Annotated in this window: 25 protein-coding genes and 1 pseudogene; 11 read left to right on the plus strand and 15 right to left on the minus strand. The window is 35.6% G+C overall.

What is annotated here, in order from left to right; all coding sequences use genetic code 11:
• From ACSHWW_RS06305 to ACSHWW_RS06320, 4 genes and pseudogenes are all read left to right on the plus strand, one after another.
• Positions 1–759 (plus strand): annotated as a pseudogene (locus ACSHWW_RS06305) (hypothetical protein); the annotation flags it as partial.
• Positions 760–1,248: an SH3 domain-containing protein gene (locus tag ACSHWW_RS06310; RefSeq protein WP_435681582.1), complete on the plus strand. Its 489-nt coding sequence runs from the start codon at positions 760–762 to the stop codon at positions 1,246–1,248. It abuts the pseudogene before it with no gap.
• Positions 1,249–1,259: 11 nt separating this feature from the next.
• Positions 1,260–2,990 (plus strand): hypothetical protein, encoded by a 1,731-nt coding sequence (locus tag ACSHWW_RS06315; protein WP_435681583.1) that lies wholly within the window; start codon positions 1,260–1,262, stop codon positions 2,988–2,990.
• A 175-nt stretch (positions 2,991–3,165) separates the two neighbouring features.
• Positions 3,166–3,357 (plus strand): cold-shock protein, encoded by a 192-nt coding sequence (locus tag ACSHWW_RS06320; RefSeq protein WP_435681584.1) that lies wholly within the window; start codon positions 3,166–3,168, stop codon positions 3,355–3,357.
• A 77-nt stretch (positions 3,358–3,434) separates the two neighbouring features.
• Here the strand turns inward: ACSHWW_RS06320 and ACSHWW_RS06325 are convergent, their stop codons facing one another.
• Positions 3,435–3,743, minus strand: coding sequence for a hypothetical protein (locus ACSHWW_RS06325; RefSeq protein ID WP_435681585.1), 309 nt, complete (start codon positions 3,741–3,743; stop codon positions 3,435–3,437).
• Between the two features lie 105 nt (positions 3,744–3,848).
• Positions 3,849–4,412, minus strand: a complete 564-nt coding sequence (locus tag ACSHWW_RS06330) for a DUF4494 domain-containing protein (RefSeq protein WP_435681586.1) — start codon at positions 4,410–4,412, stop codon at positions 3,849–3,851.
• 208 nt (positions 4,413–4,620) lie between these two features.
• Between ACSHWW_RS06330 and ACSHWW_RS06335 the strand changes: the two genes are divergently transcribed.
• Positions 4,621–4,962 carry a phosphotyrosine protein phosphatase gene (locus ACSHWW_RS06335; RefSeq protein WP_435681587.1) on the plus strand — a complete coding sequence of 114 codons (342 nt, stop codon included), beginning with the start codon at positions 4,621–4,623 and terminating at the stop codon, positions 4,960–4,962.
• On the opposite strand, the gene ACSHWW_RS06340 is transcribed toward ACSHWW_RS06335, so the two are convergent.
• Together ACSHWW_RS06340 and ACSHWW_RS06345 are read right to left on the minus strand one after the other, a co-directional pair.
• Complete coding sequence (locus tag ACSHWW_RS06340) at positions 4,942–5,385, minus strand: TlpA family protein disulfide reductase (RefSeq protein ID WP_435681588.1); 444 nt, start codon at positions 5,383–5,385, stop codon at positions 4,942–4,944. The two genes, ACSHWW_RS06335 and ACSHWW_RS06340, sit on opposite strands and share 21 nt — an antisense overlap.
• The gene (locus ACSHWW_RS06345) at positions 5,386–6,021 is read right to left on the minus strand and encodes a thiamine phosphate synthase (RefSeq protein ID WP_435681589.1); all 636 of its coding nucleotides are present in this window, start codon (positions 6,019–6,021) and stop codon (positions 5,386–5,388) included. It lies immediately after the preceding gene.
• A gap of 209 nt (positions 6,022–6,230) precedes the next feature.
• On the opposite strand from ACSHWW_RS06345, the gene ACSHWW_RS06350 reads away from it, so the two are divergent.
• The 3 genes from ACSHWW_RS06350 to ACSHWW_RS06360 all read left to right on the plus strand — a co-directional run bounded on the left by ACSHWW_RS06350 (position 6,231) and on the right by ACSHWW_RS06360 (position 7,952).
• Positions 6,231–6,653 (plus strand): ABA4-like family protein, encoded by a 423-nt coding sequence (locus ACSHWW_RS06350; RefSeq protein ID WP_435681590.1) that lies wholly within the window; start codon positions 6,231–6,233, stop codon positions 6,651–6,653.
• Positions 6,650–7,447, plus strand: a complete 798-nt coding sequence (locus ACSHWW_RS06355) for a hypothetical protein (protein WP_435681591.1) — start codon at positions 6,650–6,652, stop codon at positions 7,445–7,447. The genes ACSHWW_RS06350 and ACSHWW_RS06355 overlap by 4 nt, the downstream gene beginning before the upstream one ends.
• 142 nt (positions 7,448–7,589) lie before the next feature.
• Positions 7,590–7,952, plus strand: coding sequence for a DoxX family protein (locus tag ACSHWW_RS06360; RefSeq protein WP_435681592.1), 363 nt, complete (start codon positions 7,590–7,592; stop codon positions 7,950–7,952).
• On the opposite strand, the gene ACSHWW_RS06365 is transcribed toward ACSHWW_RS06360, so the two are convergent.
• The 6 genes from ACSHWW_RS06365 to ACSHWW_RS06390 form a co-directional block, all read right to left on the minus strand.
• Positions 7,949–8,302 carry a DoxX family protein gene (locus ACSHWW_RS06365; RefSeq protein ID WP_435681593.1) on the minus strand — a complete coding sequence of 118 codons (354 nt, stop codon included), beginning with the start codon at positions 8,300–8,302 and terminating at the stop codon, positions 7,949–7,951. The genes ACSHWW_RS06360 and ACSHWW_RS06365 overlap by 4 nt on opposite strands.
• A 100-nt stretch (positions 8,303–8,402) precedes the next feature.
• Positions 8,403–9,134 (minus strand): acyl-CoA desaturase, encoded by a 732-nt coding sequence (locus ACSHWW_RS06370; RefSeq protein WP_435681594.1) that lies wholly within the window; start codon positions 9,132–9,134, stop codon positions 8,403–8,405.
• Positions 9,135–9,186: 52 nt separating this feature from the next.
• Positions 9,187–9,759, minus strand: coding sequence for a Crp/Fnr family transcriptional regulator (locus ACSHWW_RS06375; RefSeq protein ID WP_435681595.1), 573 nt, complete (start codon positions 9,757–9,759; stop codon positions 9,187–9,189).
• 117 nt (positions 9,760–9,876) lie between these two features.
• Positions 9,877–10,254, minus strand: coding sequence for a hypothetical protein (locus tag ACSHWW_RS06380; RefSeq protein ID WP_435681596.1), 378 nt, complete (start codon positions 10,252–10,254; stop codon positions 9,877–9,879).
• A 2-nt stretch (positions 10,255–10,256) separates the two neighbouring features.
• Positions 10,257–11,363: an alkene reductase gene (locus ACSHWW_RS06385; RefSeq protein ID WP_435681597.1), complete on the minus strand. Its 1,107-nt coding sequence runs from the start codon at positions 11,361–11,363 to the stop codon at positions 10,257–10,259.
• Between the two features lie 94 nt (positions 11,364–11,457).
• Positions 11,458–12,426, minus strand: coding sequence for a polysaccharide deacetylase family protein (locus ACSHWW_RS06390; protein WP_435681598.1), 969 nt, complete (start codon positions 12,424–12,426; stop codon positions 11,458–11,460).
• Positions 12,427–12,519: 93 nt separating this feature from the next.
• On the opposite strand from ACSHWW_RS06390, the gene ACSHWW_RS06395 reads away from it, so the two are divergent.
• Entirely contained in the window at positions 12,520–13,359 is an 840-nt protein-coding gene (locus ACSHWW_RS06395; RefSeq protein WP_435681599.1) for an AraC family transcriptional regulator, read from the plus strand.
• A gap of 25 nt (positions 13,360–13,384) precedes the next feature.
• Here ACSHWW_RS06395 and ACSHWW_RS06400 read toward each other — a convergent pair whose 3' ends face one another.
• Both ACSHWW_RS06400 and ACSHWW_RS06405 read right to left on the minus strand, forming a co-directional pair.
• Positions 13,385–14,101 (minus strand): LytR/AlgR family response regulator transcription factor, encoded by a 717-nt coding sequence (locus ACSHWW_RS06400; protein ID WP_435681600.1) that lies wholly within the window; start codon positions 14,099–14,101, stop codon positions 13,385–13,387.
• Positions 14,094–15,155 carry a sensor histidine kinase gene (locus tag ACSHWW_RS06405; RefSeq protein ID WP_435681601.1) on the minus strand — a complete coding sequence of 354 codons (1,062 nt, stop codon included), beginning with the start codon at positions 15,153–15,155 and terminating at the stop codon, positions 14,094–14,096. Before ACSHWW_RS06405 ends, ACSHWW_RS06400 begins: the two co-directional genes overlap by 8 nt.
• Before the next feature lie 196 nt (positions 15,156–15,351).
• Here ACSHWW_RS06405 and ACSHWW_RS06410 point away from each other — a divergent pair, with 196 nt between their 5' ends.
• The gene (locus ACSHWW_RS06410; RefSeq protein WP_435681602.1) at positions 15,352–15,717 is read left to right on the plus strand and encodes a MotA/TolQ/ExbB proton channel family protein; all 366 of its coding nucleotides are present in this window, start codon (positions 15,352–15,354) and stop codon (positions 15,715–15,717) included.
• Between the two features lie 89 nt (positions 15,718–15,806).
• Here the strand turns inward: ACSHWW_RS06410 and ACSHWW_RS06415 are convergent, their stop codons facing one another.
• The 3 genes from ACSHWW_RS06415 to ACSHWW_RS06425 all read right to left on the minus strand — a co-directional run bounded on the left by ACSHWW_RS06415 (position 15,807) and on the right by ACSHWW_RS06425 (position 19,612).
• Positions 15,807–17,075, minus strand: coding sequence for a tetratricopeptide repeat protein (locus ACSHWW_RS06415; RefSeq protein ID WP_435681603.1), 1,269 nt, complete (start codon positions 17,073–17,075; stop codon positions 15,807–15,809).
• 599 nt (positions 17,076–17,674) lie between these two features.
• Entirely contained in the window at positions 17,675–18,247 is a 573-nt protein-coding gene (locus ACSHWW_RS06420) for a DUF4251 domain-containing protein (RefSeq protein ID WP_435681604.1), read from the minus strand.
• 45 nt (positions 18,248–18,292) lie between these two features.
• Positions 18,293–19,612: a hypothetical protein gene (locus tag ACSHWW_RS06425; protein WP_435681605.1), complete on the minus strand. Its 1,320-nt coding sequence runs from the start codon at positions 19,610–19,612 to the stop codon at positions 18,293–18,295.
• A gap of 329 nt (positions 19,613–19,941) precedes the next feature.
• On the opposite strand from ACSHWW_RS06425, the gene ACSHWW_RS06430 reads away from it, so the two are divergent.
• Positions 19,942–25,155, plus strand: coding sequence for a gliding motility-associated C-terminal domain-containing protein (locus tag ACSHWW_RS06430; RefSeq protein ID WP_435681606.1), 5,214 nt, complete (start codon positions 19,942–19,944; stop codon positions 25,153–25,155).
• Positions 25,156–25,159 lie beyond the last annotated feature (4 nt).

Consider the following 25,159-nt stretch of genomic DNA (forward strand, 5'->3'; position numbering starts at 1 on the left):
GCATTAGAAGGTGTTTATGAAAATGAGAATTTACAACTGCAGGAACGTTTTAGTGATAAGGAAGAACTCAAAGAATACTTTAATTTGATAATAAAAAACGATACCATAAGTGGAACTTATCAAAATGACGGGCAATTGCTTCAGGTGAAACTGTACAAAACAGAAAAGAATACACATGAATATATATTGCAAAAACTAGAGTTTGTTAGGGATAGTGTTTCTTCGTTTCATAATAAAGAGATTGTCTGGATCACTGAGAAATATTCCGAAAAATCGTTATTTAGACTAGGTAATGGTTTTAAATCTTCACAGCGCAAATTTGTAAATCACAAACTTGATTCTATTCACACTAACTACGCCATCATCGGACTTGAATGTAGCTGGGCAGACTTTAATGTAGAAATAGAATTAGTATCCGATCAGTACTTGAGCTTCAGTGTTTATTCTTCCATTTATTGCGGTGGAGCACATCCTAGTCACAACACTGAAGGTTACAACTTTGATTTAATAAATGAACAAGAACTCCATCAAATCACCGATTTATACCCTAATTTAAACCATTATAACGTTTTAAAAGAAAAGTATGGCGATGATACAGACGTGGAATTAGAATGTGATTATTTCACTGATAATGAATCTACTTGGGAATTTTACTCTTGGATTATGACTGATGAAGGAATTGTACTCACGCCTTCATATCCTCATGCAATGACGCCATGCGAGACTGGGTTTTTGTTAACCTACAAAGAACTTGAATAAATGAAAAGCATCTTTTTATACTTCAGTTTGATAAGTTGTATTTATTGCTATTCTCAACAAGATTGTAGCTTTACTTCCTTTAGAGTAGCATTATATGATGAAAGCGGTACAGATACAGCCATTAGAAATGAGCCAAATGGTGAGATCATTCTAGAACTTCTTAAAACAGACTATTTTGAAGTTTATGTAAATGAAATGGATAGGGAATGGTTAAGAGTTGAAAATATTCAGAGTGTAGAATATGGATATGAAATATCAAATCTAGACGGTTGGATTCATAACTCTGTAGTAGCAGTATGGACTAGGAGGAAAGCAAACCTATTAGTTCATCCACGTGATGGGAAAACTATCGCTATTATTGAAGGAGAAAATGGACCATTAAAAATCATTGATATTTGTGCAGATTGGGTTCAAATTGAGTTTAATGGAATACATGGTTGGATTGAAAAAGAATGGCTTTGTGGTAGTCCAGTAACCACTTGTCCTTAATCTCAAGTTCTATGAAGTTATTTAAAATTTTATGTATTGCCAGTTTAATATTAATGAGTTGCAAAGATTCTGAAAATGGGGAAATCGCATTAGGATCTCATCTCGTAAATATTTCAATTGAGCAAAATGGTAAAGCTTTAAATCCTGTTGACGGCTCCATAAAATTAGATCGAGAACCTTTTGAAATCGTTTTTAATTCTACCACTCCAAATTACATCCTTGTTAATGCCTCATACAGTGATGATTTATCACTTAAAGCAATCAATGGAGATTTACTCACGACACAACCTCAATTTACTTTAGGACATATCATTGCCGAGAACTATCACAATCCCGAAAAGAGTATTTATGCATCAAGTGAAGGTTCCAGTGCCTGGCTTCAAGAAAGTAAGGAGAATCATATGTTTAATAGTTTAGAATTTAAAGATGGCAAGTATGAAGGAACTCGGATTATAGAAAATATTTTTGACCTGGATGAAAACCAAAATACTGAAATTCAATTCATCGATAAACCATTATACTTGGTTTTTCTAATTCTGACTGATGGTGATTTAAAAGAGAATCAAGAGTTACAAAGAGTATGTCTAAAAATTGAATGGACAGATCAAGGGAAACAACTTACTGACGATCAATTGCTCATGCAATTCAATAGTCTCTTAAAAAGCACACCTAGTCAACGATTACCTATAAATGATCAGACAAGTTTTGATAACAGAGTTACTGGTAATTTCCTGACTAAAAAGGAATTAAACACATTACAGTTAGGTAAAATATATCCTAATCTCTATACCGCTGGATATAGCTATAAAAGTAGAATATCTTATAGATTAGATATCTCACAAGAATTTGAAACTTTAGTTGTTACTACTCAACAAGGCGACTACGAGTTAGAAACTGTTCTTATAAATTATGATTTAAAAGGTAAGTACATCGATCACAAAGTAATAAGCTATGATGAAATTGCCGATGGTTCAAACACATATCAATCGTCTATAGATGAAAATTACATCATCACAAAAACCAGCATTCATTATAAAAAACACAAAGAAGAACCTGAATTTTATAAAATTGATGATAATGGTATCATCAAGACTATTTATCTAAATGAAGTGATTTTAACTCAACTAGATATAAAGCCAGACCAAGTCTATGAAGACTTCTACAGTTTTGAAGAGGTTTCTAATTCCAAAACGATAGTGTTCTTGGCAAAAATCAACAAGCAAACAGTAGATCAAACAGATCTGGATGCTTACGTCTTAATAGTGAACCCATTAACGGGACATATAGAAGCTCAGTTTATGGAAGAAAATCGCTGGATTATAGATGCCTTAGATATCATAGCCATTGAAATTGAATACAACCCATTTAGAGTCTCACCAGATTCTGAAACCATAGGGCTTAAGGTATATTATCACTTAGACATTCCTTTTAAACTATATATGTCAAACGAGTATAATGTACTGGTCCGCAATGGAAACACATTACAGGAGATTTTAAGAAATTTTGAAGTAGATGGTCATCATGAAGACTTTGACGATCAAGGAAATAGCAGTATTCTGGAGAACACTAAAACGATACAACCCATAGAAGATGACACAAGTCCTTATTATAATCTAGAAGTCACAGATAATATTACTGAAAAAAGAACTCTAGACGGTGAAATCGATTACTTAGTGAAATCCCAAGAGAAGGAATACCTTAAGTATCAGTCCGGTAGGTACGTTAAAGATTCTGTTCAATAGTTGTTGTTAAGAGTCCGCTTTCGCGAAAGCGAGACATATACAGTCATAACAATAAGAAGAAATCGAGCTACTTTAAAAACCATAGTGCTCAATTACCTATTACAATTAACCATTAATCATAAACCTGGCATAACAATTGAAAAGGTATGAGTATTAACAATTTAATTATATTACAATGAGTAAAGGAACAGTAAAATTTTTCAACGATACCAAAGGATTTGGATTTATCACTGAAGAAGGAGTAGACAAAGATCACTTCGTACACATTTCAGGATTAATCGATGAGATCCGTGAAGGTGACGAGGTTGAATTTGACTTAAAAGAAGGAAACAAAGGACCAAATGCCGTGAACGTTAAAGTTCTCTAAGACATAAAAGTACAGTTTTAAGAAAAAGCCCATCCATAAGGATGGGCTTTTTTGCTTTCAATAATTTCTAGTACAATTTAATTTTGCAATCCTACACTAGCTTTACATTCTGTACATGCTACTGAACTGCCAGCCTTTAAATCTTTATCAGTAAATGGTATAGGAGTACCGCAATCTGGACATGGAATTTGTGAAGAGGCTCCAGGTTTTCTCATTTTTGAAAACCTCTTTAATTCGTTTAATTTCTCGATACTTAAGTCTGTAGGTTCTTCCATTCCTAGCTTGTGGTCACAATTGGAACATGAAAAAGTTTCTCCTTTGAGATATAACTCATTATCCACTGCAATAGGAGTTTGGCATTTTGGGCACGGAATCATGTCAGACATATTCTAATTATTAAAGGTGAAGTTTCATTTTTTTTAAAGCTTTAAGATACTATTCATTTTATAACATAGCAATAGTAGGAGCGAATAGTCTTAAAGAATCAAGTTCTATTCTTCCTCAGCTGCTGCTAGAACATCTTGCATTTCTAATTTCTCATCCATGGCATTAGTAGCTGGAACAGAATCTTTGAGAGCAACAAAAGATTTTAAACGCTCCATATCATCTTCTTCTCCAGTGAAATAAGGAAACACGTCTGCAATAGGAGATTCTGATACTGCTGGAATGGTATATTCTCCCATAGTGTCACTCATCACGAGAACCGTGTTCTCATACGCTTCTTTTACATCATTAGCTTGAACGAGAAGATATAAGTTGGTCTTACGTTCTTTACCACTTTCTTCATCAAATGCGATTAAGGAAACACGGGATTTGAACCATCGATCTGTATTCTCAAAAGGATGAATCTCAGCAAAATTGGCTACTTTAATATTTGTGATTTTGATTTCTTCACTTTCTGGAAGATAGGCTGCCATTTCCTTAGTGATGCGACTTTCTGCCTCAGTATATGATATCGCATCTACCAGAAAAGGCTCAGTTTTCACCTTTTGAGTTGCTGTAGCCTCATCAAATTTTCTATATTTTACTTTACACTCGTACCAGGTTGCGCTCATCTTTTCTGTTTTTTAGGATGGCGAAAATAATAGCTTTTATAAGCTCAAATTTTTAAAAAAGGGAATAGATATTCACAATGGAGTAGTGCGTTTTGTAGTGTTATAATTGTGAGTTAGTTATAAAATTAAATTGGGTAAATAGAAGTGGAAAGATTGCTGCGATAATAGAATGTGTAAATTGCGCTCCTATCTCAATAAATAATAATCCATGAGTATTCTCTTCATCTGCTCTGCAAATAAAGATCGTTCTAAAACAGCCGAGGATTATTACAGTGCTCAATATCCAAAACTTCAATTTGAATCGGCTGGTACTAATCGAGTGACTTGTGAGAAGCTGGGAACCCATTATATGACTCAAGAGTTATTAGAAAATGCAACCCAAATCTTTGTCATGGAACCAAAGCATTTAGAAGCTATTAGAAAAGAATTCGGCAATGGGTTTTATAATAAGACTACCGTTTTAGACATTCCTGATATCTATAAATATGGTTCTAAGGAATTGATTGAAATATTGAAGGAGAAAGTAGATCTAGTTAATCTCACTTACTAAACTCTCCAACGCATAAAACAATCTATTCTTAGCATTATCCTGCGACCCAAAAATAGAACGGAACAATTCGCCTTTTTCATTAATTAATAACCATTGTGGTGTTCCTTCGGCTTGGAACTGGTCATAAACCTTGTGGTGTTTATCAATGTAAAAAGGAAACGGAATTTCTCCACTGGTAAAAATGGCTTTTATATTTTCCTTAGTTCCTTCACGATTGTCAAAATCGGCATGGATTCCTGCGACTAGAATATCTGGATATTTTAATTGGAATTCATAAGCCATAGGTATGGCACGACCAGTGCAGCCTAGACAATCGTTGTTATAAATGATAAGTAACTGAACTTTACCTTTATAAAGCTCCATTAAATCTACCGAGTTACCGTCCAGATCTTTAACCGCTATGGAATTTATAATTTCACTCATTTATTTAAAAGTATGACGTTGCTCCTGTGTTGCAGACGCGTTAAGCAATTGGTGAAAGGTCTTAATGCTATCAAAGTTCTCATTAATAGCATCGCTCACAGCAATTCCTTCAATTCCTGATTCCATAATAGCAGTAACATCACTCGTGGTAATCGCTCCATAACCTATCAGTGGTGTTTTAGTGTTCAATACATCGGCAATAGCCTTGTAGCCTTCTAATTCTAGAGCTTTAAGTTCGCTATGATCTGTTGATTTAAAAGGTTTTAGGATGATATAATCTACTTCACTTGCTATGAGTGATTCACAATCTTCAAGAGTATGTGCAGCAGCTCCGATAGTTTGCCAGGTGTATAATTTTTGACGCACGTGAGCTATACTTGAGTCTTTATTTTCTAGAAAAACACCATCTGCCTTAATTTGATGAGCTAGTTTATAATGCGACTTAATAATCAATCGCGTTTGAAAGTGAGATGTAATAGCAATCACTTCTTGAGCCAAAGTTAATCGCTCATTTTCTAAGATATGTTCTAGTTCCAGTTGCACTAATTCTGCTCCAGCACTACAGGCTTTTTGAACTTGCTCGATATGCTTTGCAGCAGTAGGAGCTTGAGAAATATAATGCAGTTTAGGGATCATGACAACTTTTTTGGTAATTTAAGAAATAGGATAGTTTATCAAATCAATTTGACTCATTTATTTATCTATATAGTAGGGAAGTAGCTGATTAAATTCTGCTTAGGAACATAACTCAACAATTCAGTACGAGATAATGACGATTGAGATATTATTGATTTTGAGCTTGTTATAATAATTGCATATTTGAATATCATTTAAAATCAACTACCATGACACCAACCCAAGTTTTTTCAATTGCAAATATGATGGTATTGCCCATGTGGCTTTTAATGATCATTCTACCTAAGTGGAAAGTCACACAATTCCTTATGGACTATAAAGTAATACCACTAGCGCTTTCACTTATTTATGCCATTTATGTAATTCAAGGATTAATAACTGGAGGAATGATGGATTTTGGTAGTCTGGAATCTGTAATGCAATTATTTACCACAGAGCAAGCAGTTCTTGCTGGTTGGGTTCATTATCTAGCCTTTGATCTTGTAGCAGGAATGTGGCTGATTCAAGAAAACAAGCAATTAGGTCTCCATCAATTAGTTATGGTTCCTGTACTGCTTGCTACGTTTATGTTTGGCCCTATAGGATTTCTATTATTTATGATCATCAAACTTTTAAAAAACCAGAAATCATGAATTATCTAAGTCAAGTATTCCGTACTGTAAGGAATCAAAGCCCTATACTTTATACGATTGTAATGATACACTTCATAGCAGCAATAGTTTGTGCCGTAGGACTTCTCATAGACGACAGAATGTTAATGGGCGTGAATGTGTGGCTCAAACCTTTGAAATTTGCAATTTCAGGAGCGATATACATTATGACGGTAGGTTTTTTTATGACCTTGTATCCGTTTTCTACGAGAAAGAAAAACATCCTTAATAATTTGGTATCATGGACATTATTTCTAGAAGGAGCTCTTATAATGTATCAAGCTTCTCGTGGTGTCGCATCTCATTACAATGAATCTTCACTATTTGACGGCTTACTGTTTGCTGCCATGGGAATCCTTATAGGAATCAACGTGTTAGTTATGATATTATTTATCATTGAAACCATGAGATTAAAATTAAACACGAGTAAAGCGATTCAATTTGCCATTCTATTGGGTTGGATCATCATTGTGGTAGGTAGTTGGGTAGGTGGACAAATGATTAGCCAAATGTCTCACAATGTAGGAATTGTAGATGGTGGCGCTGGATTGCCACTCGTGAACTGGAGTACTCTGGGCGGAGATTTGAGAATTGCTCACTTCTTTGGACTGCATGGAATCCAAGTAATTCCGCTATTTGCGTTTCTACTTCACAAAAAATGGAAGACTAGCTCAAGAAACCAAATTCTCTCAGTAACGGTTTTTGGACTAGGCTATGCTTCATGGATTGCATTTGTATATTATCAAGCGAGTCAAGGAATACCATTAATAGGATAAGAATTACTAAATTAAATTTCCCAATGAAAATTAGAAACTTAATTACATTTTAACAATTCCCTACTTTTAATCTTTTAACTTTCGACTATCTAATCAAGTGGTTTTATGCTGCTTTCGCGAAAGCGTAATCTAACAACACAACATGGAATATGTCATCATAGCATTAAAATTAATAGTAGGATTAAGTCTTTTAAATGTATGGCTCGTACAATTTAATAAGCCAAGTAAATGGCGTGGTGGAAATGCTCAAAATATGATTGAGGAATTTCATGCCTACGGATTATCTAAGCAAATGTGCTATGTGGTAGGATTCATTAAAGTGAGTTTATCCTTGTTATTGCTGGCATCACTGTACTTTTTAGTTTTAGAAGATTATGCAGCAGTAGGATTAGCATTAATGCTCGCCGGTTCTATATCCATGCACTTGAGAATAAAAGATCCATTATTCAAATCTTTTCCAGCAGCATTATTTCTTGTAATGTGTCTAATGATCTACCTATTCTAAGCTATCATTATAAAATAATACTTGTAAGCGATAAAAGCGTTTAAGAATCCAAACATTAACGCAGGAGCAGATAGTAAAAAACTATCCTTAATTTTTAATCGCAGTCCAAAGCCCATAAACATCAATATGGACAATCCTAGTGCTCCTATAAAGGCGAGCACTGGAAACATGTAGATTCCTATTAATAAACTGGCTCCACCTAGAACCTGTAAAATTCCAGTAAGTTTTAAAAATTGTGGTATCCCAAATCGCTCAAACTCTGCCGCCATCTTCTCAGACAGTAAACAGCTGAAACCGTAAAATAAAAAGCAGGCTCCTGAGAATAATGAAATGGCAGTAAATGAGGTCATGTAACTGTTTTTTTAAGAAGAGGTAAGTTACTCTTAACAGTTTAGCAGCACAAGTTATTAATATAACATTAGCGATTTCGTAAGGGAAAATAGGGTAGGACTACTTGATATTCTTAAGCTGTATAATACCTAGCGCATTCATAACTTTTATAATCAAGTAGGTGATGTCAATCTCATACCACTTAAACCCGAAGTTAGCTCTACTGGCATGTTTATGATGGTTGTTATGATAACCTTCACCCATCATTAAAAAATCAAAACGGAACAAGTTTTTACTTGTGTTCTTCATCTTAAAATTGACATAACCGTAAATGTGACCAAACCAATTGATAATCACTCCATGAATAGGTGCCATTAAAAAAGTAACCGGTAATAGTAACCATTGCCACCATGCGGTTACAAATAATACAAAGAACATCACATAAGCGGTAATCCAGAGCAATCTTGAAAAACGCGAGCTAGCAAAATTGTCAAAGCTTTTCCACTGAGGAACATCTTTAGTAAATCTCTGATCTACTGCGATACGTTCTTTATTGATATCTTGATAAATGGTTTTGGTCTTCCACATCATAGCAAACAGGTTAGGATCATGCGATGGAGAATGTGGATCTTGCTCCGTATCTGTATATGCATGGTGCATGCGGTGCATGATACCGTAGCCATATGCACTTAAATAACTAGAACCTTGAAAGATCCAAGTGAGTACAAACATGATACGTTCTGTAGTTTTGGACATCGTAAAAACTTGATGTGCCGCATAACGATGTAAAAAGAAGGATTGAAAAAACAGTCCACCGTACCAGAGAACCAAAACAAAAATTATAATTGCCATATCTTTTTTTACAAAGATAATTTTGACTTTTCTCTAAAACAATGAACCTGGATTAAGTAATGCGGCGTCTTATACGGCTAAGTGCTTGAGCAGTAACACCTATATAAGAACTGATATATTTTAACGGAATTACTTGAAGCAATTCGGGACGTTCTTTAAAAAGTTTTACGTAACGTTCTTCAGCGGTAAGATTGAGGAGATTTTGTTCTCGACTGGACTTTAATAAAAAAAGTCGTTCTGCAGTTAAGCGACCTATGAGATTACCGATTTGGGTCTTTTTGTAAACGGCTTGTAAATCTTCGTACGTAATACTTAAAACGGTTGTTTCAGTAAGAGCTTGTAGCTCATAAGCAGATGGTGATTGGGTCAAAAAAGAATCATAAGCACTGACAAACTGATCCTTAAAACTAAAACCAAAGGTGATTTCTTTTTCAGAATCTTCTTTAGGTATGAACAATCGCACCACGCCAGATTCTATGAATGAAATGTGGTTTTCAATCTGGTTGAGTTTTAAAAACACTTCTTTTTTTGCAAAAACCTGACGCTGTAACTTAGACGTAAAGAATTCCCAATCTGCATCAGAGATGTGAGCAATTTGCTCTAGATATGCTTTAATTTGATTCAAGTCTTTGTTTCTATTATTATAGACAGCTAAGATAAGAATTGATGAAGTTGAGTTTGTGAAATGATATCATAAAGTAATGGGTTATGAAAGTAACTCAACAGAAACCTGATGATGCAATTATAAAAACTCTACGGTTATAAATTGCAACGTCTGAGTTCCCGTGTTTTCTAAATCGTGAATGAATGCTCCTTTACTATCAAAATCATAATAAGATTCGTCGCCTTTTACGTAGTTAATTGCTACTATTCTGCCAGTTTCATAATGTGATGTGGCTGAGCCAGCTGTTAAACAAGTCCAGTTATAATTAGTCGTATGTTTATGAAATGGAAGACGCTTACCAGGTGCTAATTCTATAGACCATACCTTAATCATGTGATCTTCAAAAAGTAGTTGTTCTCCAACTTGGGTAGTTACTATTTCTTCTTTTAATTGAAGTAGTTTAGTTCTTGTCCAATTCTCAAAGTGTCCTGCAGGATTGATTTCTATACCTTTCATAATTATTCTTCTAAAAAAGGATAATCTGTATAACCACGTGCATCTCCACCACCAAATAGTGTATGATTATCACTGATCTCATTCATAGATGCATTCAACTTCACACGTTGCGGATAATCTGGATTTGTTAAGAATTTGCGACCAAATCCAATTAAATCTACCCAATTGTGCTGTAATAATTCTTCGGCTTGCTCGGGTGTTTTATTTCCTGTCGCGATAATAGTATTATTGAATGTACTGCGTAACTCTTTTCTAAACTCAACTGGAATATCTGGTGCGTCTGCCCAGTCTGCTTCACATAAATGAATGTATGTAACTCCTATTTTTTCAAGTTGGCGAGAAGCGATCATAATCGTTTCCAACATTTCTGGATCGCTCATATCTTTAAAGCTTATGAAAGGCGAGAGGCGCACACCTGTTCTATCTGCTCCGATTTCATTTACGACTGCTTCTGTAATCTCAGTTAGTAAACGGGTTCTTTTTTCTTTTGTCCCGCCATAATCGTCAGTTCTTAGATTGCTATTGCTTCTTAAAAACTGATCAATTAAATAGCCGTTTGCTCCGTGAATTTCTACACCATCAAATCCTGCTTCTATTGCATTTTTGGCACCTATTCTGAATTCTTCGATGACTTGATTGATATCATCTTGGTTCATTTCACGAGGTTCTTCCACAGGAATAAATGTTGCATCACCGTTAGGCGCTCCATCAAATATGTAAACATTAGTTTCCTTAGCCGTTACAGCCGATGGACCTATAGGTTGTAATCCATTTACTTGGGAAGAACTTACACGTCCTACGTGCCATAATTGGAGGAATATTTTGGATCCTTTTTTATGAACTTGGTCAGTAGTTAATTTCCAACCATCAATTTGTTCTTGGGTAAAAATTCCAGGGGTTTTTGCATATCCCATTCCTTGCATAGAAACTTGGGTTGCCTCAGTAATGATGATTCCTGCGCTTGCTCGCTGACCATAATAAGTTGCCATGAGCTGATTAGGAACATCTCCTGGTTGTGTTGCTCTAGAACGAGTCATAGGTGCCATAAGGAAACGATTCTCTAGCGCTATGCCGTTCATGTCATAAGATGTATATAATGTATTTTCCATGATGTTGTTTTATAGCCCTGATAGAGCGGTATGTTTGAAATCCTTTTTACTTTTTCTGTAAAAAGATTGAGTAGCGATGACAGGTTCCTGGCTCCTAATTATTAAACTCGGCCTCAGAATTATCGCGTGGTGTGTCTGGATCGTTGAGGACCATTTTTGCGATGTCATCTTTTCTCATAAAGACCACACCTTCATGTTCTTGAGCGTATTGTATAAACTGATCTACCGCATTTACCACAGCTGGTGCTCCACCTATGCGATCGTGCATACTGATCGACATCATGCGTCTTTGGGTAGCTCCTTCTTGATACAGCTGGTCAAATTCCATTTTTAACTGTGCGAGATGCTGGTCTGGACTCCAGTTTTTACCTTCTATATTCACGATATCGTTGTTGCGTAGGGTATAAGGCATGACCACAAAATCTTTACCGCGCACCGATGTTATAAATGGCTCATCACGACTTAAATCGTCTATATGATACAGAAAATCAAGGTCTTGCAATACTTTAAGTGTATTTACTCCACGACGTAACCAGTTGGCATTATAACCACGACCGCGCTGTCCTGTGATGGATTCCACGGTATCAATTCCTTTTTTAATAAAATCCAATTCGTCCTCATAACTCATATCCCATTGATCACTCCATGCGATTCCATGAGCAGCGATCTCGTGTCCACCGTTTGCGATGGCTTGTGCGACTTCTGGATATTTAATAGCAGCTTCACCTACCACATGTGAGGTGACGTGAATGTCATGTTTTTTCCATAAATCTAGCATTCTATAAACACCTTCCTTTGCTCCATAACGGAACCACGATTGAGCTGGCATATCTGGAATTCCGTTAGGGAGCGGATTTCCAGAGAACGGACTTTCGGCACCATCAGGCTGTCCACCAGTTTCAAATTGCATAGAAACAGAAATGACGAGCTGCGCATCATTGGGCCAATGAGATTGCGCAGCATGTTGTTTTGAATAGGCTGTTTCTACACCGTTATCTGTTTTACAAGCTGTATTTAGGGAAAGTAGCAAGCAGATAAAAGGAAGATGTTGTAAGAATTTCATAGTTGTGTTCTTATTTACAATGCAAAGTTATGGAGCAACTGAAGCTTAATCATTGTACAATATCATTGTATATTTGTATAAATCTATGCAATCATGTCTAAACGATTTTTTAGTACCAGATCGCTTAATATCTTTGAGTTAACGCTCGAGGAATGGTTGTTCCCTAAACACTCACACAATTTCTTTGAGTTGGTTTTTATAAAAAAGGGTAGTGGAAGCCATAAATTAAATGACAGCCTGTTTGATTATCAAACGGGCGATATCTTCTTGCTCACACCAAGAGACGAGCATGAGTTTGTGATTGCTGAGCCTACGACTTTTGGCTTTATTAAATTCACGGAGCAACTGTTTTTAGAAAAAGTGGAATTGCTGTCTGATTCTAAATGGAGAAAAAATTTAGATGCCGTAGTGCTGCATTCCAACGCTATTCCCGAAGCAATTATAAAAAACTCTGCAGATCAAGATCAAATCTTTAGATTGTTTGACATGATGTTTAATGAGTACGTAAATCCTATTGCATACAGTCGCTCGTTATTGTTAGAGTTGTTTGGCGCGTTGCTCATTATTGTATCACGCAATATTAAAAGTACCAGAAACGATAAAACCGTAACCGAAAAAGAACGCGTAGGAGATATGCTGAGCTATATAAGACAGAACGTGCTCAATAAAGAAAAGATCAAAGTAAGCGTGATTGCAGAAACGTTTTATATGTCACCCAACTATGCGAGTATATTCATTAAAAAACACGCTGGTGTTTCTATCCAGCAATACGTGATCCAGACTAAGATTAAAATGGCGTCTCGATTATTACAACAAACCAACTTAACCATTACACAAATCGCTCAAAAAACCGGCTTTACTGATTCCAGTCATTTTAATAGATTGTTTAAGAAATATATGGGTTGTAATCCTGGTGGGTTTAGGGTGAGGTAAGAGCAGTGTATTTATAAGTACACACTTAAAATTTTTCTAAATGCTTTAAAACAGCTTTTTTATAAGACCTACTAATGGGTAGTTCTTGTTTGTTAATGGTAATGTATTCGTTAGTAAAGGATTGAATGAAATGCAACGAAATAATATAAGAGCGATGAATTCTTAAAAATTGTTGTTTAGGTAGTTTTGCCTCGATGGCGGTTATCGTTTCTCTGGTGACTATTGTTCCACTTTGGGTATGTATTTTAAGGTAATCACTGTAACTTTCTATGTAAAGAATGGAGCTGTAATCAACCTTAATCATTTTACGATCAGATCTCACGAACATAAAATCTGTAATCTCTTGTACAACTGTGTTAGTAGCTGTAACATTTCCATAAACATCAAAATAGGTATCTAGTGCTTGTTTTAATCTATCAAAGGAAATAGGTTTCAATAAATAATCTACCGCTTTGAGTTCAAAACCTTCTACAGCATAATCTCTATATGCAGTTGTAAAAATCACTTTGATGTCATTGTTAATAGACTTTGCAAATGAAATACCTGATATTTCGGGCATATTGATATCTAAGAAAACGAGATCAATTTGCTGATTACTAATATAATTAAATGCCTCTAGAGCATTGCTACAACTCGCAACGACGTTAATGTTACTAATTTTAGATAAGTGTGTTGCAATGATTTCTCTTGCAATAGCCTCATCATCAACAATCAAACAAGAAATGATAGATGTATTATGCATTGCTAGTTATTTTAAGTTGTAGGACCACATTAAAAGTGTCACCTGTATCTTTTATGAGCAACTCATGTTTATGAGGATATAATAATTCCAGTCGTTTCTTTATGTTTACTAAACCTATACCACCTTTAGGAGAACGATGATCAGCATTTGAGTTCTTTATTTGAAAATCCACTGTTTCTAGAGTTGATTTAATATCAATATGGATTTGTAAAACACCATCATTAATACTACCATGCTTAAAACTGTTTTCTATAAATGGCAATAGAAGCATAGGAGCAATGGTGGTATGTTGAGATTCTATTGCTACATCCATGATTACATTTAAAGTATTATTATAGCGCATTTTTTCCAGTGCGATGTAATCTTTAATATGCGCTATCTCTTCAGTAATAGGAACCAGTGGTTTCTCGGTTTGGTACAATAGATAATCCAGCAGATTAGAAAGCTTTAAAATCATATCTGGAGTTTGCTCTGCTTTTTTTAAAGCTAGACCATACATGGTATTGAGCGTATTGAACAAAAAATGCGGATGAATTTGCATTTTGAGATACTTCAGTTCTTGTTCTTTTAACTTGAGTTGTGCTTCTAGGAATTTTGCTTCTAACTGAGCATTATTTTTAGAGTGTTTTAGATTTAATTGCAATAACTTAAAAGCACTGACCACAATAACCACTAGACAAATACTCGTAATTGTAAAAACACTGCTTTTACTCAACAGAGTCATTTTTTCAAATTTAAAATCGGTGAGAAAAGCCAATCCAAAAAAGATTGAAAAAACAGCTCCAAAAACTAAAAGGATGACCGTGTAAACACTATAAAGTCCAAATAGAAAGTAACGCTTTGTAATTAAATAGTCGGGTAGGAGCTTGTAAATAGAAACGTAGGTAGCGCTTATAGTCACTGGCATTAAAAAGAATGAGAAATACACCACATTCATATCTATAGTATTGCCAACTCCAAAAATAGAACTGAAGAATAATAAAATAAAACACCAAAACAGAATATGACGTAGTGTACGTTTAAAAGGTCTCGTTATTTGTGGTTGTAGCTTCACGTATAAATAGGTAATACTACAATTATAGCGCATTTTTAGTTCGCTATGTTTTTTTGTAGATGAATAACTGGATTAGCAATAGATTTAACCATACTGTAGAATCACATCTTAAAATGGTTGTTAGTCGCATTACTTATTTTTGAAGTAATGTTTCCTCTTAGGTTTGAATAATTATTAAACTTTAAAACTATTAACTATGAGATTATTAAATGAAGGCGGACCAGTAATGTACATTATTCTAGCGCTGTTATTACTGACATTATTTTTTATTGTAAAAGCTTTTTTAAGCAAAGTCAAAGACGAAACCTATTCCAAAAAGATGATAGGCCTTGCAGTAGATACCAGCTTATTATCATTAGTCATTGGCTGTTTTGGTTCACTTATGGCTATTATAAGTTTGTTTGACATGGTACAAGCACTGGGAGAAACCAGACCGGATCTTTTTGCAGGAAGTTTAAAAGTAGCTTTATTAACCATTACGTTTGGCTTGCTTTCATTTGCAATAGGAAGAGTAGGAATATTAATCTATAAATGGAGCTTTAAGACAGAAGTAGAATCATAGGGATAACTCTTAAGTATATTATTAAAAAGGCATGTTGTTTATATTGACATGGTGCCTTTTTTTGTGGGGTAAGATATAATCTGGAGTGGTTATTTACTCTGTGTATTTTTTGGTTTTATTATTTCGCTTTCGCAAAAAGTAATAGAAATGTGGTTATTATGCAAAATTGGTTTATTGCTATAAACAAGATATACTTTGTTTTTTTCTAAGTATTCATCAAGCATTACAGTGGTAGCATCTAATTCTTGAGCTTTTAAAAAGTAATTATTAGCTTGCTGATACTCTTCATTTTCAAAATGATAAATACCAAAATTCAGATAACAATAGGAGTTGAGATCGTCAAGCTTCATAGAAGCTTCAAGATCTTGTAATCCTTCTTCCTTTAAGCCTAGTTTAACTTTAGCAAAGCCACGATTATTTAAAGCATAAGCAAAACTATCATTCAAGGTAATGGCTTTTTCAAAATCTTGTAAGGCTAGCTCATATTCACCCATTAAATTATATGTGTAACCACGGTTGTTGAGAAGAATATCCATGTATTGATCAGTTTCTAAGGCTACGTTATATTGAGTAATAGCCTCTTCATAATCACCTTCATAAGACTTTAATAAAGCCGAATTTCCATAATCAAGGAAATCAAAAGACTTGATATGCTCTTCATTAAAAATTTTATTTAAAGCTATTGCTTTAGATCTTTTTTTTACTTGTAAATAGCTTGAAATCAATAGTTTATACATTATAATTTCCTGATAACCGTCAGCCCATAACTTTTCAAAAACTACAACTGCTTCATCAAAGTCATGATTATTAAAATGATTAACACCTTTTTCATAATCTGGAGCAAATTTCTTGAATTTTAAGAGTTGTTTTAGCTGCATACCATCATTAAATACCATGGAACCGTTATCAATTACCATGGCACGATCGCTTGGCATTATGTTTCTCATAAAGTCAATAAATGAGTAAATGCTAAAGAGAAAGAATAGCATTTTTACATTATCATGCACGTTTGTGAAAAATGAGACATAAGAACAAGAAAGCCCTAGGAATAGAGTGGCCACAGGACCCATAAGCACATAAATGAATTGCTGATTAAAAGACATTTGAGGTTCTTCAAGTCTACACAGTCCGCCACGTGGTTTGATAAGGTTTAAATTAAACACCAGTATTAATCTACCCAATGGTATTCTAAATGCATGTTCCGGTTCACCTAAAGAACCTATATATAAAGTAACTTTCTTTTTAGTATTTATAAGAGCGACTATTCCATGTCCTAATTCATGTACTATGGTAGAAATAGGTATGAACAAAAGAAAGGAGAGCACACCAAATAAAAAGAGGAATAACGCAATACCCATTGAATAGTTTAGAATTTTAGAATGTGAAGTTATTTAAATTGTTTGGATTCATTTACATTCTGAGTTATTTATAGAATTATTATTTATAAAATCTTGGTTGTTAATAAATATATTATGTCAAATAAACAAATCCTTTTCATCTGTTCAGTAAATAAAGACCGTTCTAAAACGGTAGAGGATTAATATATAGCCAAGATTTCAAACAAGCACATGAGATTTCTGTTATGGATCATAAACATTTAAAGTTTACTCAATCTGTGTTTGGAAAGAATTACTTCCATAAAATTAAAGTCCTGGATATTAAAGACATTTATACATATGGCTCAACGGAATTGATTAAGGTTTTGAATTCAAAGATTGATATAGAAAAGACCTATAAATTCTAATCGCTTAGAATCGCGCAGAATTATTATTTCTGTATAATGTATCAAATATTGAATTTATAGAAACGTTTATTTAGGTGACAATGGTCATTGAACCAGACTATTACCTATAATTAACATTAACCTATTTTGAACCATAATTTATATTATGTCAAATAGAATATTTGTAAATCAAGAACACGATCCTTCTATCTTGACCAATCTAACCAGTTGTAACTATCCTTCCTTACGCTCTATGATTTCTAGATCACCGGTATATCTTATGTTGGATCTGTGTGAGCTGCTTATGGAAACATTTGCATTTCCTTTGCTGAATATTTCTATACTCACATCATAGGATTCTGATTGATCGTTTACCACATAGTCGATTAGAATCGTTCCTTTTTCATAATCTGTTTGTAAACGGTAATTTTTTGGTGCGTCGTTGAATTGGATTCCGGTATCTTGATTACCGTAGCCGCTGGAGATTCTGCGCTCTCCGTAGTATGAAAGATCTGCGTTTACATTTGATTTGTTTATAGTGATAAAGTCATCACGGTCTGTTAAATCTATACGGCTCGCACTATCGCCATTTGGAATTAATACTTCGTTGAGAACGCCATTTAAAGAATTAGTACTTAATGGATAAGCAGCATTCATGATAATTTGATAATCTCCTTGTTCTATTTGTGTTTCGAGATTATTCAAGGTCTGGTCGCGTTCTAATCGCTCTGCGCTACTCAGCTGCGATTTACAGCTCCATAGTAACGTGATAAATAGAATTGCAATAACTGGTTTTAAAAATCTCATGTTCTATATGTTTATTAATTAAGGTTCAAAAACAATACCATCTTATCATTCATTGACATAAAATGGCGCACCAAAGTTCAGTGACTTCTTCACCGTTCCCGTAAATCGATTTCTCGTAAACGCATTAATGATATGCCTACCTTTTTGAAGTGTATCCACTTGAATATAAGTGAGATATCCTTCTTCTTGTGTTTTATAATGTTTATAACGTTCCCAGCGCAAATCTGTTAACGATTGGTGATCCAGCTCTACTTCTAGTAATAAATTGAGGGATTGTTGATCGAGTTCAGTTCTTTTTTCAAAGTACCTTTCGCGCAAGCTATCTACCGCCGGCGGATTGTAATCGCGATCATATTTTAAGCTATCATGCACATGCGATAAATACCAGTCATATTTACGATCATGCACTATAAATAATTTGAGGTAATTATCTGTCACGTACTGACTTTGAATGCCGCCATTGAAAAATACCTCATTCTCATTGAGCTGATCTTCATACACATGATAATCTATGACAAAATCATTGCGACGATCAAAAGTTACCCGATCATCAAAAATATTTAATGAAAATGTTCCCGCAGGATAAAATTCACCGATCTGATTAATAGAGATAAAAAGCGCCAGCAATAAATATGCACTACCGAAGGTCAACAAAACCCACGTTTTACCATTAGTACGCATCACCAGCAATTCCCTACGGTAGAGAAATAATCCTGTAGCATAGTAATAAATGGTGTACAGCCACTCGCCTATCCTGTAAAACGCTCCACGTTTATGTTTCTTGCGCAATATAAAATCAAACACGCCTAGTTGTAATAGCAGCGCTAGAATAGCTGCCGTATAATTGAAAATAGTACTATTAATCAAATCATAGAACCCAAAAACGTCTCCTAGAATAAACTGAACAAAGACTAACAACAGCAGCGAACTTACCACTATAAACGTAAAAATTATGGTAAGGCCAAAACTGAGATTTGCCCATCGATCCAGTGTTAACAGTCGCTCACTGGCCTTTACTTCTTCCTGATGTTTCTTTTTTTGATAAAAGTTAAGTTTTAAATTGTCATAATTCACATCATCTGGATACCAGTGATTAATTCCTGAGTAAGCAAGCCATACCGTTCTCAGGATTAAGTTAATAGCAAATCCTATGAGCATGACACGCGTTAATATATATGTGCCAAAAAACAAAGCCACTTGCACATAATCAAAATTTGAAATAGGATACTTGAGAAGGAATAAATGCTTGAAATAGTCGGTACTCGTGTATAATGAAAAGATAATTCCACCAGCGATAAAAAGCTCCAACTGCCAGCTAACGGGAACATAATTTTTATCTACAATTTTTACATGTTTACGCTGCATACTTCAATTTTATGAATCTTAAGTTTGGAGTCAGATCTTTATTTTTCCTTAGAGAAAATGGTCATTATCACGCTTTCGCGAAAGCGTTTCCAAAACATTTTCCACTAAAAATACATCATTAATAGGTTTGAATAAACACTATAAGCACCTATCCTGACAATTTAGAAGCAACTCCATCGATTAAAAAACTATAAATTATGTATTTTAGCGATAATACTTACGTTTTATAGATTGTTGATGAACGTTTTATAACTCAATGCTTCTCTTATCCTTAAAGGGTTTAAGGACAAGTATTTTTACAAATTGAATAATAAGGATTAATTATTTTTATGAAACAACTTTTACACAACAGCTTTGCAAAAAGGAAGATGCTATTTATTGCATTAATAGTGTTGCCTTTTTTACAACTACAAGCACAATGTCCTAGCGTTCCAGTTTCACCACAAACCATTTGTGACGCTTCCCAGCTTACTTTTAATGATTTAAATGCCTTCACCACTCCTGGAGCAAATCCTGTGCGATGGTTTTTAAATCCTACAGGTGGAACTCCTATCCCACCAGGACAACTAGTACTGGAAGGAACTTACTACGCTGGCGATACGTCAGGAAACTGTGGAACTCGTCCAGCACTACAAGTCGTTTTTAATGTAGGTCCTAGTGGTCAGAGTCTCGACGCGATTTTTTGTTCTAACGAGAATCCTACGGTTCAGAGCTACATAGATGAGGCGCTTACCGTAAATATTCCGGCTGGTGGAAATGTAGAAATCTATTCTGATTTTGCACTTACCATGATGCTGAATCCTACAAGTCCACTAACTGGTAACGCAAACTATTTTATCGTTTTTGAAGACTCGGCAGGTTGCCGTGGACAAATTGAGTCAGGAAGTACGGCAGTATTTGCTTCACCTACAACTCCTACTCCACCAGCTGTTCAACAATTTTGTTCAGACACTAATCCAACCATTGCAGATTTAACTACAGGAACGACAGATAATTTTAACTGGTACGATAGTGTGGATGGTGCAAATAATCCTATTCCGCCGGCGTTACAATTAACTGTTCCATTAGTAGATGGCGAGACTTATTATATCCAGGCAGATAACTTCTTTTGTGAAAGCGATGTGGTTGCCGTGCTCGTTGAAATTAGTGATCCAGTAAATCCTGGTGTAGGGACAACTATTGAATATTGTATTGATAACTTACCAGCAGCAAATTTTGATTTATTCCCATTACTTACGGGAATGCCAGATGCTACTGGAACCTGGACTGGTCCTACTACTATTACAGGTGGAAACACAGGAACGACTAACATAAGCGCACTTACCGCAGGAACTTATAATTACATCTATACAGTGATGGGAACTGATCCTTGTCCAGATGAAACGGCAACTGTGGTAATCGTTATTAATGAGGTATTGACTTCAGGAACTCCATCGGCCTTGAATCCATTGACTTTTTGTGAATCGCAAGCTCCTACTGCAGCAGACTTATTTTCTTTGCTAGATAATGAAGATGCTGGTGGGATATGGACTCAAGGAACATCAAGTGCTGATCCTGTGGTGACTTCACCATTTGATTTCACTGGTTTTACACCAGGAACTTATGACTTTACTTATAGCCAAAACGTTAACCCTAATCCGTGTCCAGAAGAATCTACAACCGTTCAAGTAGTGATTCTTGCAGATCCTAATGCTGGAACCGCGGTAGTGACAGAGTTTTGTGTAAATGATTTAGCGGCAAACTCGCCTTACGACTTGTTTAATTCGCTGGATGGTTCTCAAGATAACAATCTAGGAACCTGGACAGATGCTGCAAACGCACCAGTTGTCAATCCTATCGATATCACTGGTTTTACTGTTGCAGGAAGTCCTTATAGTTTTACGTACACGATAGATAACGGTTCTTGTATGGATATGGAAACCATTGTTATCACGGTTTTACCAGCACCAGAATCTGGTAATTATATAGGAACACCATTTGAAGTGTGTGAAGATCAAGCAGCGGCAAACTCGCCTTATGATTTATTCAACTTACTCGATGGTACTCAAGACACTAACGGAACTTGGTTTGCCGGAACTGATACTACAGGAACAGCCGTTACTAACCCAATCGATTTAACAACACTTGGAAACGGAACATTTGACTTTACATATTCTGTTCCAGCGATAGGAACTTGTACAGACGTAGATGTTACGGTTCAGGTTATTATCAATCCGTTGCCTAATACAGGAACTCCTACTCCATTATTAATATGTGTAAATGATCTCGTTGCAAACTCACCAGTTGATTTATTCAATCAGTTAACAGGACAAGACGCTGGCGGAACATGGAGCGATGATGATATGACTGGCGCATTAACTGGAAGTAATGTGGATATCACAGGATTTGCAGTTGGTTCTTATAACTTCTCTTATTCTATCACTGACGCAAATGGATGTATGAACAGCTCAACGGTTGTGATTACCATTGAGCCAGCACCAGAATCTGGTAATTATGTAGGAACACCATTTGAAGTATGTGAAGATCAAGCAGCGGCAAACTCGCCTTATGATTTATTCAACTTACTTGATGGAACTCAAGACACTAACGGAACTTGGTTTGCAGGAACTGATACTACAGGAACTGCCGTTACTAACCCGATCGATTTAACAACACTTGGAAACGGAACATTTGACTTTACATATTCTGTTCCAGCGATAGGAACTTGTACAGACGTAGATGTTACGGTTCAGGTTATTATCAATCCGTTGCCTAATACAGGAACTCCTACTCCATTATTAATATGTGTAAATGATCTCGTTGCAAACTCACCAGTTGATTTATTCAATCAGTTAACAGGACAAGACGCTGGCGGAACATGGAGCGATGATGATATGACTGGCGCATTAACTGGAAGTAATGTGGATATCACAGGATTTGCAGTTGGTTCTTATAACTTCTCTTATTCTATCACTGACGCAAATGGATGTATGAACAGCTCAACGGTTGTGATTACCATCGAGCCAGCACCAGAATCTGGTAATTATATAGGAACGCCATTTGAAGTATGTGAAGATCAAGCAGCGGCAAACTCGACTTATGATTTATTCAACTTGCTTGATGGAACTCAAGACACCAACGGAACTTGGTTTGCAGGAACTGATACTACAGGAACTGCCGTTACTAACCCGATCGATTTAACAACACTTGGAACTGGGACATTTGACTTTACATATTCAGTTCCAGCGATAGGAACTTGTACAGATGTTGATGTTACGGTTCAGGTAATCATTTCTGAAATAGGCAATCCAGGAACTGTTACTCCTTATATAGTATGTGAAACTGATTTGGCTGCAAACTCACCTTTGGACTTATTCGGTCAGTTGACTGGAGAAGATGCTGGTGGAACATGGACTGATAATGATGCAACTGGAGCACTTACTGGAAGTGATGTAGATTTAACTCTATTAACTCCAGGAACCTATAACTTCAGTTATACAGTAACTAATGGTAGTTGTGTTTCTGCATCTGTTGTACCAGTTACGATTGAAACAGCTCCAGAAGCTGGAACAGGAACTGACGTTGCTATTTGTATTTCTGATATAACAGCTGGACAATTATTAGATTTATTTACACAATTAACTGGAAACGATACTGGCGGTACTTGGAATGACGATGACGCTACAGGAGCTTTAACCGGTTCAAATGTAGATTTGAATACACTTGTTGTTGGAACATATAACTTTACTTATACGGTTGCAGCAACAGCAAATTGTGGAAGTGATATGGAAACAGTTGCAGTGACCATTAATGACATCAGTGCTCCTACCGCTCCAGCAACACAAGAATTTTGTGATAATGCTACAGTTGCAGATTTAGTAGGAACAGGAAATAACATTCAGTGGTACGATGATATGGGACTTACTATATTATTAGCACCTGGAGATGCTTTAGTAGATGGAGAAGATTATTTTGCCACACAAACAGATGCTATCACAAATTGTGAATCCTCATTATCTGCTGCGGTTAGTGTCACTATTTTCTTAACTCCTAATACTGGTGTTGCAGTACCACTTACTGTTTGTAGCGATTTAACTATGGTGGACTTATTTACCGCTTTAGATGGTACTCAAGACGCTGGAGGAACTTGGTTAGATACTGATGGAACTGGAGCGTTAACAGGAAGCACGTTTGACGCGACAGCTGTTGCAGACGGAACTTATAATTTTGAATATACCATCACAGCTAGTGCACCGTGTGTAGATGCCTCAACTATTGTAACAGTGATTGTGCAATCTCCAGTATCTGCTGGAACAGATGCTGCTATTAATCTATGTAGTGATAATGGAACTATTGACTTATTTACTTTATTAGGAACAGCAGATGCTGGCGGAACATGGTCACCTACTTTGAATAGTACTACCGGTGTTTTTGATCCATTAGTTGATATGGCTGGCAGTTATTCTTATACAGTAATGAATGATTGTAATACATCAACAGCAACAGTTGATGTAACGATTGCTCTTGCTCCTAACGCAGGAACAGACAGTAGTTTAACAATCTGTGTAATTGATACACCTGTTGATTTATTAACACAATTAGGAGGAACTCCAGATGTAAACGGAACTTGGTCGCCATTATTAAGCAGTGGTGGCAACGTTTTCAATCCTGAACTTGATGGGACTGGAATTTACACTTATACAGTAACAGCTATTTCACCTTGTATGACTGATGCTGTTGCGACTATCAACATTCAAGTAGATGATAGCTTACCACCAACTGTACTAAATGCAAATCTTGATTTTTGTGCCACTGATGATGCTATGGTAATGGACTTAGATGCTGCCGTAACAGGAACCATGATCAATTGGTATGACACTATCGATGGAACAACACCACTTGCAGATTCTGATTTACTAGTAGATGGAACCACTTATTTTGCTTCTCAAACAAATGCAACAGGTTGTGAATCTAGTGTAAGAGTTCAAGTGACTGTAGCAGTAGGCGATGCTCCTACTCCTACGATCACCATGGACGGAAACATATTCTGTATTAATGATAATCCTACCTTATTAGAACTCACACAAAACATCAATGAATATGATGAATTGAGTGCAAATGTTGTTTGGTATGATGCATTAGATGGAACTACTCCACTAAGTTCTTCTACAGTTTTAGTAGATGGAGCAACCTACTATGCAGTACTTATTGATCCAGTTACAGGTTGTGAAAGCAACATAAGACTTGCTATAATCGCAGACTTAACAGGATGTGACATCATAGAAATACCAGACGGATTCTCTCCTAACAATGATGGTACAAATGATACGTTTGATGCAGATAATCTTGGGTTTTTATATCCAGATTTTAAAATGGAAATATATAACCGTTATGGGAACTTGGTTTATGAAGGAACAAATAGTACTCCTCGATTCAACGGTATCTCAAATCAAAAGGCGTTGTTGAATGATGTTGAATTACCAGTAGGAGTTTATTTCTACATTTTAAATTTCAATGATGGAATTAATAAACCACAACAAGGAAGACTTTATTTAAGTAGATAGTCGC

Source organism: Nonlabens sp. (assembly GCF_051251825.1).
Lineage (GTDB): Bacteria > Bacteroidota > Bacteroidia > Flavobacteriales > Flavobacteriaceae > Nonlabens.